Origin of the sequence: Azospirillum sp. (assembly GCF_035627195.1) — a bacterium.
GTDB lineage: Bacteria > Pseudomonadota > Alphaproteobacteria > Azospirillales > Azospirillaceae > Azospirillum.
In genome coordinates, this window is record NZ_DASPMG010000019.1 from 1 (window position 1) to 10,900 (window position 10,900).

Annotated in this window: 8 protein-coding genes; 1 reads left to right on the forward strand and 7 read right to left on the reverse strand. The window is 71.2% G+C overall.

The window, feature by feature from the left end; all coding sequences use genetic code 11:
• Window positions 1-543 precede the first annotated feature (543 nt).
• Window positions 544-1,887: an alginate export family protein gene (locus tag VED21_RS01200; protein WP_324880476.1), complete on the forward strand. Its 1,344-nt coding sequence runs from the start codon at window positions 544-546 to the stop codon at window positions 1,885-1,887.
• A gap of 99 nt (window positions 1,888-1,986) precedes the next feature.
• On the opposite strand, the gene ccsA is transcribed toward VED21_RS01200, so the two are convergent.
• Genes ccsA through peaA form a run of 7 tightly spaced genes read right to left on the reverse strand, consistent with a single transcriptional unit; the run spans window position 1,987 to window position 10,870 of the window.
• Complete coding sequence (gene ccsA, locus VED21_RS01205; RefSeq protein ID WP_324880477.1) at window positions 1,987-4,047, reverse strand: cytochrome c biogenesis protein CcsA; 2,061 nt, start codon at window positions 4,045-4,047, stop codon at window positions 1,987-1,989.
• The gene (gene qhpE, locus VED21_RS01210; protein ID WP_324880478.1) at window positions 4,040-4,693 is read right to left on the reverse strand and encodes a subtilisin-like serine protease QhpE; all 654 of its coding nucleotides are present in this window, start codon (window positions 4,691-4,693) and stop codon (window positions 4,040-4,042) included. Before qhpE ends, ccsA begins: the two co-directional genes overlap by 8 nt.
• Window positions 4,690-6,369: an ABC transporter ATP-binding protein gene (locus VED21_RS01215; protein WP_324880479.1), complete on the reverse strand. Its 1,680-nt coding sequence runs from the start codon at window positions 6,367-6,369 to the stop codon at window positions 4,690-4,692. The genes qhpE and VED21_RS01215 overlap by 4 nt, the downstream gene beginning before the upstream one ends.
• A gap of 59 nt (window positions 6,370-6,428) precedes the next feature.
• Entirely contained in the window at window positions 6,429-7,511 is a 1,083-nt protein-coding gene (peaD, locus tag VED21_RS01220; protein ID WP_324880480.1) for a quinohemoprotein amine dehydrogenase subunit beta, read from the reverse strand.
• Between the two features lie 13 nt (window positions 7,512-7,524).
• On the reverse strand, window positions 7,525-7,845 hold the full coding sequence (gene qhpC, locus VED21_RS01225; RefSeq protein ID WP_324880481.1) for a quinohemoprotein amine dehydrogenase subunit gamma: 321 nt from the start codon (window positions 7,843-7,845) through the stop codon (window positions 7,525-7,527).
• Complete coding sequence (gene peaB, locus VED21_RS01230; RefSeq protein ID WP_324880482.1) at window positions 7,842-9,272, reverse strand: quinohemoprotein amine dehydrogenase maturation protein; 1,431 nt, start codon at window positions 9,270-9,272, stop codon at window positions 7,842-7,844. Before peaB ends, qhpC begins: the two co-directional genes overlap by 4 nt.
• 14 nt (window positions 9,273-9,286) lie before the next feature.
• Window positions 9,287-10,870: a quinohemoprotein amine dehydrogenase subunit alpha gene (gene peaA, locus VED21_RS01235; protein ID WP_324880483.1), complete on the reverse strand. Its 1,584-nt coding sequence runs from the start codon at window positions 10,868-10,870 to the stop codon at window positions 9,287-9,289.
• Window positions 10,871-10,900 lie beyond the last annotated feature (30 nt).

Consider the following 10,900-nt stretch of genomic DNA (forward strand, 5'->3'; position numbering starts at 1 on the left):
GACGAAGCGGCCGGGGGCGAGCTGCCGGTAATCCTGGGTCCAGCCGGGCAGCGCGTGCTCCTGGTCGCACACGTCGTGCGTGACCTCGGTTTGCAGCCGCACCGGCTCCGCGTTGACCACCTCTCCCCCTCCCGGCCGACATCCGATCGCATGAAATTGTTGGGCGGCAATGCATAGTGGTGTCAATCAAAAATAAGTCGTATCCAAATCCATTTCGCAAATCGGATAGTCTTGGTGAGGAAGGCCCCGCACCCCGCAAAACTATGATCTGATGCCCAGGAAGCGAGCACGCCGCGCCAGCATTCGGGCTTGTCCGCCGCATTTCACCTCGCTCTTTTGCACTGCACAAAAAATCAGCTTTGCCGTATTACACGGCACCGCGGCCACACATGGCCGGATCAGCACGGCAATTTCATCATCACTTCGCCCGCCGCGTTCGCATTCCGGATAGTTCGTGGGCGCGCCGTCCCCGTACAGTCGCCGGAAGCTGCAGCGATGCAGCCCCAAAAAAGACTTTCACGAACGAAGAATCGGAGAGGTGCCATGGGGAACGTGAAACACGCGCGCGCAGCACTCGGGGCGGCGCTGCTGGCCGGGGCGCTGTCGGGTCCGGCGCTGGCCGACGTGACGGTGTACGAGAAGGATGGGATCAAGTTCGACGTCGGCGCCACGGCGGGCGCCGGCCTCTTCCACGTCGGCAACACCTACTTCGGGACCGGCGTCACCCGGCCCAACGGCAACGTCGACCGCAGCCCGACCTGGGGTGAAGGCTTCGTGGCGCCCAGCGCCGCGCTGACCATCGACACCGGGGCCGCCGGCACGCTCTACGGCGGGGTGCGCGTGGTGGGGGCCGCCACCATCGGCGACGGCGACGCCGGCGGCTTCGTGCAGCGCGAGGAAGGCAAGTTCAACCTCGACCACGCCTACGTCGGCTGGCGCTCCGGCAAACTGTTCGGCGGCCTGGGCGAGGACGTGCTGGACCTGTCCTTCGGCCGGCAGCCCTACGTCATCGGCGACGGCTTCCTAATCGCCGACGGCAACTTCGAATTCGGGCGCGAGGGCGCCTACTGGCTGGCCCCGCGCAACGGCTGGCAGCCGGCGGCCATCGCGCGGATCAAGGTCGATCCCGTGCAGCTCGACCTCTTCCGCCTGAAAAGCGACCGTGACAGCGGCTCCGACGTCATCTACGGCGTGAACCTGGACTGGAAGAGCGGGGCGGAGGGCAAGAACGTCGTCGGCGGCAGCTTCCTGCGCATCGACGAGTCCAACATCCCCACACGCGACGGCCTGCGGGTGTTCAGCGTGCGCGCCCAGGGCAACTTCATCCCCGCCGTCTCCGACCTGTTCCTGGCCGGCGAGTTCGTGACCCAGCACAACGACCGCGCCGGGGCCGAGGTGAACGCCCGCGCCTGGTACGGGGAGGCCGCCTACAGGCTGTCCTCCGTCACCTGGACGCCGAAGGTCGGCTACCGCTATTCGCACTTCAGCGGCGACAAGCCCGGCACGGCCAAGAGCGAGGCGTACGACCCGCTGCACTACGGCATGGCGCGCGGCTGGGGCACGTGGTTCCAGGGCGAGCTGACCGGCCAGTACTACCTCAGCAACTCCAACCTGAACGTCCACACCCTCTCGGCCGCCGTGCAGCCGACGGAGAAGCTGACGCTCAGCGCGCTCTACTACGTCTTCAACTTCGACCGCACCCCGGCCGGCCTCACCAGCAAACACTTCGGCAACGAACTGAACCTCATCGCCGACTATGCCGCCACCGAGAACCTGACGCTCAGCGGCGTCTTCGGCTGGCTGCGCCCGGGCGAAGGCGGCAAGCAGCTCTTCGGCCGCGACAAGGACACGACGCTGTTCGAGGTGATCGCGCTGGCGAAGTTCTGACGCCTGCATGACGTTGGGTTTTCGCGGACGCTCAACCCAACCTACGGGTCCGTCGTGGCGCCGTAGGTTGGGTTGAGGCGCCAGCCGCAAAACCCAACGTCAGCGCCGTCCCGCCACGGCCCGCCACCCGGCCGCCGCCGCGCCCAGCAGCACCAGCACCAACCCCACCCACACCCACGACGCCAGCGGAAAGGTTTTCACCACCACCGGCACGTCGGCGATACCGTCCCCATGGCCCACCGGCGGCACCCACACCTGCACGTCGCGCCACAGCCCGCGGTGCAGGAACGGATCCAGCAGGCGATCCTTGCCCGCCGCGTAGCGGGCGTAACGGTAATCCAGTATCTCGCACATCAGCCGCACCGCCCCCTGCCCGGCCGCCCCCGCCGCCGTGCCCACGGCTTCCAGCGCCACCGCGTGCCCGGTGCGCTCCAGCAGCACCTCCCCGTGCTCGGCCAGCGTCATGCGCACCTCGGCCACCGAGCGCAGCCCGTCCGGCAGCGACTGCGGCGCGCCCAGCCCGATCGCCACGGTAAAGCCGTCGGCGAACGGCTGCGGCCGGTCGAAGTCGCGCGGCCACGCCAGGATGCGCTGCGAATAGGTGTCCAGCACCGTGGCGACCAGCAGCCCGGCCAGCGCCACCACCACGCCCACGTGCAGCACGGCGATGGGCACCACGTGCCCGAACGCCACCCGCGCCGGCGCCCCCGCGCGCAGCCGCCGCCATGCCCAGCCGGCCAGCGCCGCCGCCAGCCCCGCCAGCGCCACCACCAGCGCGTCCAGCAGCGCGAAGGACGCCACCGTGCGCCCCGACGTCATGCCGTCGCCCGTGTACAGCCGCGCGAACAGCCCGCCACCCCACGCCACGCCGGCCGCCAGCACCGCCGCGGCCCCCAGCGTCGCCAGCCAGCGCCGCCGGCCGCGCAGCGGCACGAAGTGGTGGAACCCGATCAGCCCGACCACCGCCCCCACCGCCGCCAGCGCCTTGTTGATGGCGAACGGGTTCGGCTCCCACTGCGCGAACGCCTGGCGCAGGGTCTCCAGCTCGGCCGGCGCGGTGAAGCGGGCCAGCGTCTCGTAGAACGGCTTCAGCTCCGCCGGCCGTGCCCAGCCCAGCGCCGCGCCCAGGTACGCCTGCCCCAGGTAGGCCCCCGCCACCCCGGCGCAGGCCAGCAGCGCCAATGCCGCCAGCGTCATCGTCCCCTGCGGGCGCGGTCCCGTGCGCGGCACCGTCCGGCGCAGGCTCCACCCCACCCCACCCACCAGCGCCAGTGCCAGCACCGCCATCGCCGCCGTCAGCACCGGCAGCGAGGTCTCCCCCACGTACCGGTGAGAGGAGGCCAGCTGCGGGCTGCGCGTCACCACCATGGACAGCAGCACCAGCACGCCCGTGCCCAGCCCCACCGCCGGGTGCAGCCGCGCGTACGCCCCGTCCGGCCGATAGGCGTTCAGCACATGCAGGTGCGCCGTCGCCGCGGCCCACACCAGGAAGATGGAGGTCTGCACCGGGTCCCAGTGCCAGAACTGCCCGAAGGTGAAGTCCTCGTACGCCCACCACATGCCGGACGCGAGGCCCAGCGACAGCACGAACCACCCCGCCCGCACCCACACGGCGGCAATGTCCCGCCATCCACCCGTGCCGCGCACCAGCGCCTCCAGCGCCGCCGCCCAGGGCAGCAGGAACAGCGTGCCGGCCGCGAAGATGAAGGGCGGGTGCAGCAGCATCCACACGCGCCGCAGGTGCAGGTTGCCGCCGACGAACGGCTTCTGCGCCAGCTCCGCCGCCGAGGTGGCGGCGAACGGGTCCCAGGCGACGGCGGCACCGGTGAACAGCAGCGCCACCGCCAGCGCCCCGCGCCCGCCCCATCCCGGCCGCCGCGTCAGCCGCGCGGCCCCCACGGCCGACAGCGCGGCGAGCAGCAGCAGCGTGCCCTCCTCCCCGCTCCACAGCCCGGCCGCCTTGACGTACCACGCCAGCTGCGGCGCGCCGTACAGCCACACCTGCCGCACGCTGAAGTCATCCAGCAGGAAGCGCAGCGTGAAATCGCCGGCCAGCGCCACCAGGACGCACGCCGCCAGCACCGCCGGCCCCCGCCGCCCGCCGACCAGAGCCCAGGCCAGCAGCAGCGCCGCAACGGCCAGCACAACCCGTTCAGCCATCAAGTATCTTCCGCTCCCGCCCGTGCCAGCGCGCGACGCGCCGCAGGTGCGCCACCGCCTCCGCGTGCCCGGTCACCCCGCCCTGCGCCAGCACGGCCAGCAGGTGCCCCACGGCAAGGCTCGCCCCACCGGCGCGCGGCGGCCCCTCCAGCTCATCCAGCCGGCGCGGGCAGGCGCCGAACAGGCCGGGCAGCACCGACACCTCGCCGGGCGCGCAGCGCGCGTCGCCGCTGGCCGCGATCACCGCCGGGTAGGCCGCCGGCCACACCATCCCGCCGCGCGCGGGTGCGGAGGCCGCCATCACCACGCCGCGTTCCGCCGCCCACGCCACCGCGCCCGCCAGCACCGCGCGGTCGGCGGGCAGGCCGAAGCTCATGCCCACCAGTTGCGCCCCCTGCTCCACCGCCCAGCGCAGCGCCGCCGCCGCCTGCGCGGCGGAAGTCGCCGGCCCGGTCAGGAAGATTTGCGCGTCGATCAATCCGGCGTCCGGCACGGCGGCGCGCAGGATGGCGGCGATGGCGGTGCCGTGGCCGATCGGGTCGGCGCGCGGCGCCACCACCTCCACGCCCGTCTCGCCCAGCGCGAAGGCGGCGCGCGCCACGGCCGATGCGTCACCAATGCCGCTGTCCACCAGCGCGATCCTCATGCCACCTCCCGCACCGGCGGTTCGGCGCGCAGCACGCCGCCGTCCAGCCGGTAGACGGCGGCGCAGCCCGCCAGCGCCTCCGCCCGGTGGCTGATCACGATGCGCGTGCGCCCGGCGAACAGTTCATCGACCGCCGCCGCCATCCGCTCCGCCGCCTCGGCGTCCAGCGCCGACACCGGCTCGTCCAAAATCAGCACGTCCGGCCGGCTCAACAAGGCCCGCGCCAGCGCCACCCGCTGCCGCTGCCCGCCGGAAATTGCGGAAGCCCACGCCCCCATCGGCGTGTCCAGTCGCTGCGGCAGGGCGTCGATCCACGGCGCGATCTGCGCCGCCTCCACCGCCCGGCGCAGCACCGCCGCGTCCACGTCGCCCAGGCCGAAGCGCAGATTGTCCGCGATGCTGCCCGGCAGCCACGGCGCCTCCTGCCCCAGCACGGCGACCCGCGCCCGCAAATCGGCAAGGCGCACGGCGCGCAGGTCCACCCCGTCCAGCAAAATCCGCCCCGCGTCCGGGTCGTAGTGCCGCTGCAGCAGGTCCACCAGCGTCGATTTGCCGGCCCCCGACGGCCCGACGATACCGACCTTCGCGCCCGCGGGCACGCGCAGCGACACGCCGCGCAGCACCGGCCGCCCGGCCTCGTGCGCGAAGGCCACGCCCTCCAGCTCCAGCGCCCCGCCCCCGCGCGGCATCGGCACGGGGTTCGGCGGATCGGTCACCGCCGGCCGCTCGTCGAACAGGGCGCGCACGCGTTCCAGCGACACGCGCGCCCGCTGCACCGCCACGGCAAGGCCCAGCAGCCCCTGCGTCGGCCCGGTGGCGCGGCCGAGGTAGGCGGTGAAGGCGATCAGCGTGCCCAGCGACAGGTCGCCCTCGATCACGCGGATACCGCCCCACACGAACACGGCGGCGTTGCTGGCCGACGTCATCAGCGCCGGCACGCTGCCCACCGTGAAGGAGGCCATCTGCTGTCCCATCAGGGCGCCCAGGAACGTGCGGTCCAGCCCGCCCAGCCGCGCCGCCTCCTGCCCCCCGGCGCCGGTGGCCTGGATCAGCTTCATGGCCGACAGGCGCTGCACCAGGAACCCGGTGATGTCGGCGGAACGCTCGCGCACCGCGCGGGTGGTGCGCTCGATCCACGGCCGGGTGCGGCGCAGGAACAGGATCTGCGCCGGCAGCAGCAGGAAGGCCACCAGCGTCAGCGCCGGGTCCAGCAGCGCCATCAGCACCACCGCACCCGCCAATGTAATGATGGAATTCACCGCCGACAGCGGCGCGTCGACGACGAAGCGCTGCACCTCGGCGATGTCGCCGTCCAGCCGGCTCATCACGTCGCCGGCCGACCGGGTGGCGTAGAAACGCGGCGGCAGCGTCTGCAGATGCCGGTACAGGCTCTCCCGCAGGTCGAACAGCACCTCGGCCGAGGCGCGCACGTAGAGCCAGCGGTTGGCGCCCGACAGCAGCGTGGACACCAGCCCCACGCCCAGCATGGCGCCCGCCAGCGTCACCAGCAGCCGGGCGTCGCCGGCCAGCAGCGCGTCGTCGATGATCAGCTTGGTCAGCCACGGCTGCGCCAGCGAGAACCCCACCCCGGCCATGGAGAGCGCGAACGCCGCCGCCAGCGGCTTCCACCGCGGCCGGACATAGCCGAAGGCCCAACGGAACGGGGTGGGGTGCATGAGTATCCCTAAGCAAAACTGCCCTCCCCCGCCGGAGGCGAGGGAGGGAGAGATATACCCTACCGCTTCGCGATCCTCAGCGACGCCACGCCCTGGTCGGGGCAGCCGGGGATCTCGATGGTCGCCAGACGGTCCAGCGTCTCGGGCGAATGCACGCCGATGTCGCACATGGTGCCACCGACATACAGCTCCTTGCCGTCGGCCGAGACGTTGATGGCGTAGTAGGTGTGCGGCAGGTCGATGCGCTTGACCAGCTCGCCCTTCTCCGCGTCGATCTTGGACAGCTGCGAGTAGACGGAGAACACCTCCGTCTTGCGCGCGGGGTTCACGACGGACGAGAAGATCACCACGCTGGTGTCCTCGAAGTCCTTCATGTCCACCTTGCCGTTCTCAAGGTCCAGCGTCAGGATGCCGGTCTTGAACGCCGACGGGTCGGTGGGCGGCAGGTCGCTGCGCGAGGTGAAGTACGGGGTGGAGAACACGCCCGCCTGCTCGAACTGCGGCCAGACGTCCAGGATGTCCGGCGGGTTGAAGTTCGGCCGTTCCCAGTTCAGCACCTTGTGCGTCTGCAGGATGGCGCCGGTCTTGGGGTCGATCTGGTACAGGTCCCAGCCCAGCGCCCACAGCGACTTGCCGTCCTTGGCGAAGGCGAACATCACCAGCCGGCGCGGTGCCTTCAGCACGCGCACCGGCTTGGCACCTACGCCGTCGGCGGTGTTGTAGACGGCGATCTGCGTGTCCTGCACCTCGTACTCGCCCAGCCCCAGCTTGACCGGGGACTGCATGACGAACAGCTCCTTGCCGTCGGGGCTGACGTCCACGGCGAACATGGCCTTGGTGCGGACGTTCGGCGTGGCGAAGTCGGCGCGGAACACCTCCTTGCCCGTCGCCAGGTCCAGGCCGGAGATGCTCTCCAGCCGGTTGGTGACGACGTAGGCCACCTTGCCGTCCGGGGCGGGCACGATGGTGCCGGGGGCGATGCCGGGGCCGGGGATCTCGATCAGCTTGTCCACCTTGCGGGCGGCGGGATCGATCACGACCAGCTTGTTGGGCTTCACGCCGGCGATCAGGTAATCCTTCGCCACCGCCGGTCCGGCGGCGAGGAAGGCAACGGCCGCAAGGCCGCAGAGAAGCTTCTTCATAAGCCGGCCCTCGTCACTTCTTCGGGAACACGGACTGGAGCACGCGCCAGTCGTTCTGCGCCGACGGCGCCTTGGCGTTCCAGTCCGGGTAGGTGTTGATGGTGTCCGGCACCTGTGCGGGCCACCAGCACGGGTCGGAACAGCCGTAGAGGTCCGCCTCCATCGGCGCGCACAACGCGGCGACGCTGCCGAAGGGGTCGACCTCCCACCCCGGATCCAGCGTGGCGGCGCAGCCGACGACCGTCTGCATCGCCACCACCTCCTCGATCCGGCCGCCGTCGACCGCCTGCTCCACCAGGGTGGCCTTCTTGTTGATGGGCTTCAGGTGCTTCATGACTTCGCCCTCCGCGGTGCGACGTGCCGTTCGAAGAAGTCGGGGTTGGCGACCATGATCTCGGCGTAGGCGCCGATGCCGAAGTCGATCCAGTCCCGCATCAGGTTGCAGTAGTGGTAGGTGGGGTGCGCCGGGTCGGCGTAGCGGGCGTAGGATTCGTGATAGCACCCGCCCGCGCACAGCTTGCGGATCCAGCAGGTCTCGCACGCCGTGCCGGTGCGGTTCGCCATCCCCTCCAGGAACGCCCCCAGGCTTTCCTTCTCGATGCCCGTGTCGACGTTGCCGTAGGTCGGCTGCTTGGACCCCGCGAAGCGGTGGCAGAGGTGCAGGTCGCCCGCCTTGTCCACCGCCAGCATGCCCAGGCCCGCCCCGCAGGGCAGCGCCTTGGACGTGCCTTCCGTCAGGTCGGTCATCAGCTGGTGCATGTTGGCGAAGCCGACGTTCTCGCCGCGCTTGGCGGCATCGACGTAGACCCGGCCCAACGCCTTCATGCCCTCGAACACCTCCGCCAGCTCGTCGCCCGACAGGTTGAAGAGGCTGACCGCGCCCGAGGTGACGGGGGAGAACCCGACCTCGAAGAAGCCCACCTCGTCCTTCAGGTGGTTGTGGATGCCCACCACGTCGGTGACGCCGGCCGTCAGCGTGACGCGCGCCCCCACGGGCCGCGAGCGGTAACGGGCCAGCAGCATGCGGGCCTTCGCCGCCACCACGTCGTAGCTGCCCTTGCCGCCGACGGTCTTGCGGTTGCGGTCGTGCAGCGGCTTCGGCCCGTCCATGCTGACGGTGATGCCGAACCGGTGCTCGTCCAGCCAGTCGACGATCTCCTCGGTCAGCAGGACGGCGTTGGTGGTCAGCGAGAAGTCCACCCGCTTGCCGGCCGCCTTCCCCTTCTCTTCCGCATAGGCGACGACCTCGCGGATCAGCGGCAGGTTGGTCAGCGGCTCGCCGCCGAAGAAGACGACGTTGACCGATTCCCGCGACGCCGCTTCCTGGAACAGCAGGTCGACGCTGCGGGCGGCGGTCTCGAACTCCATCCGCTCGCCCTTGGCGGGGGTGGTCAGGTCCTCCTTGTAGCAATAGGTGCAGGACAGGTTGCAGCCGGTGTTGACGTTCAGCACCACGGTGCTCAACGGGAACTGCTCGATCTCGATGGGCTTGCGGCCCGGCTTCGGCAGCCCCTCGTCGATGATGCGGAGCGTCATCAGCTCGCGCAGCGTCTCGGCGACGCGCGCCGGATCGACGCGGCCCTCGAAGCGCTTGCGGACGTCCTCCTCGCCCACACCGCCCAGCTCGGCGAACAGGTCCAGCAGCTCGCCGCTCAGCTCGTCCATCTCGAACAGGCCGCTGGTGGGCACGTGGAACAGGATGCGGCGGTCGCCGACGCGCAGGTCGCGCACGTCGTCGTGCGCCAGATGAAGCGTGGTCATGCGGTACCTCCCCTTCAGCGGATCGGCGGATCGTTCCACCGCTGCACGGTGGCGATCAGGCGCCCCTCGCCCTGCACGGCGTTGCCGCCATCCTTCACCGCGGCCACCACCTTCAGGTCGCCGACGTTGTTGGTGCCGAAGACGCGCGCGGGGTTGGGACCGGCGGCGGCCGGGGTGAACAGGCCGTTCTTGTCGATGGTGCCGGCGAACTTCACGTCCTCCATCACCTTGGCCGGCTCGTTGAAGGGCTCCAGCGACCAGTCGGCCGGCAGGGCACCCAGGCGCACGTCGTCCGCCGTGCCCGGCTGTCCGTCGGGACCGTTCAGGTAGCCGACCGCCTCGAACTGCGCGGTCACCGGGGCGACGGGGCCGCCGTTGGCGCCGACGCGGGCGATGGCGTAGTCCGGCTCCACCTTCACCGTGTCGACCGCCTTGTAGACCACCGGCCCGGCGGCCGTGGCGGTGCCGACGGTGACGGTGCGCGCCCCCACGGCGGCGCCGGCCTCGGCGGTGGCGTCCACCACGACGGCGGTCGGGCTCTGCGACACCACCTTGGCGGTGACGCCGGGGCCGAAGCTGACGTTGCCGGACAGGCCCGCTCCCCAAACGGTGATGCGCGCGGTCTCGCCCGCCTTCAGGTGCGTGCGGCTGACGCCGGCGATGACCGCCGTGCCGGGCTGCACCTTGACACCCTCGACCATCGCGCCGACCTCGTCATGCGCCGCCAGGAACACCCGGCCGGCGATGCGCGAGCCGTCCTTGGAGGCGGCCAGCACCTCCTGCCACGTCTCGTTGCCGATGGTCAGCGTGCCGCGCCACTCATAGCCGGTGTAGACCACCGCCGTGCCGCTGCCGGTGATCGGCTGCCCGCCCGCGTCGGTGAGGGTGTAGGTGGTGGTGTAGCCGTCGCCCTTCTTGGTGACGGTGACGGTGCCGCCGTGCGCGCCCTTGCCGGGCCGGTGGCCGGCCACCGCCCAGGTGCCGGACAGGTCGGGCTTTGCCGCCCCCTTCCAGGCGTCCCACGCCGCGGTCTTCAGGGGCTGCATCTTGCCCAGGCGCTCGGGAACCTCGGTGGAGGCGATCTCCCACCACTTCCGGTCGCGGCCCAGCGCCTGGTACTCCGTGGTCGGCCACTGGCCCAGGTGGAAGTGGGCGAGCTTGCGCCACTCCGGCGCGTCGCGGTGCTGCAGGCCGATGCGGGCGAAGCTGTGGCAGCGCGCGCACATGGTCTGCAGGTCGCCCTCGGTCACCGGCGTCTCCACCACCGCCGGCTGGCGTTCCAGCACATAGCGGTAGGGGGCGGACTCCTCCGGCGCCAGACCCTGGTTGTCGGCCAGCCAGCGCACCAGCGTCTGCGTCTCGTCCGGCGTGATCTGCACGCCGTGGATCTGCGTCATGCGGAAGATGGTCATCGCCCAGCCTTCCGGCGTCTTGCGCTGGTGGCTGATGCGGTTGATCGAGCCGTCGGGCAGGCGTTCGTGGCAGGACGCGCAGCGCGCCTTGACGATGGCCTCGGCGTCCTGCGCCTGGGCCGGTGCGGCGGACGCCGCCAGCGCCAGCATCGCGGCGCCGAGCATCGCCCGTTTGGTTCCCTTCATGAAATCTCTCCGTTCGATGCGGTTTCGCAC

Excerpts from the sequence above, each read along its gene's own strand:
- qhpE (WP_324880478.1), bottom strand. The coding sequence starts at position 4,693 with ATGAGGATCGCGCTGGTGGACAGCGGCATTGGTGACGCATCGGCCGTG.
- peaB (WP_324880482.1), bottom strand. The coding sequence starts at position 9,272 with ATGACCACGCTTCATCTGGCGCACGACGACGTGCGCGACCTGCGCGTC.
- qhpC (WP_324880481.1), bottom strand. The coding sequence starts at position 7,845 with ATGAAGCACCTGAAGCCCATCAACAAGAAGGCCACCCTGGTGGAGCAG.
- peaD (WP_324880480.1), bottom strand. The coding sequence starts at position 7,511 with ATGAAGAAGCTTCTCTGCGGCCTTGCGGCCGTTGCCTTCCTCGCCGCC.
- ccsA (WP_324880477.1), bottom strand. The coding sequence starts at position 4,047 with ATGGCTGAACGGGTTGTGCTGGCCGTTGCGGCGCTGCTGCTGGCCTGG.
- VED21_RS01200 (WP_324880476.1), top strand. The coding sequence starts at position 544 with ATGGGGAACGTGAAACACGCGCGCGCAGCACTCGGGGCGGCGCTGCTG.
- peaA (WP_324880483.1), bottom strand. The coding sequence starts at position 10,870 with ATGAAGGGAACCAAACGGGCGATGCTCGGCGCCGCGATGCTGGCGCTG.
- VED21_RS01215 (WP_324880479.1), bottom strand. The coding sequence starts at position 6,369 with ATGCACCCCACCCCGTTCCGTTGGGCCTTCGGCTATGTCCGGCCGCGG.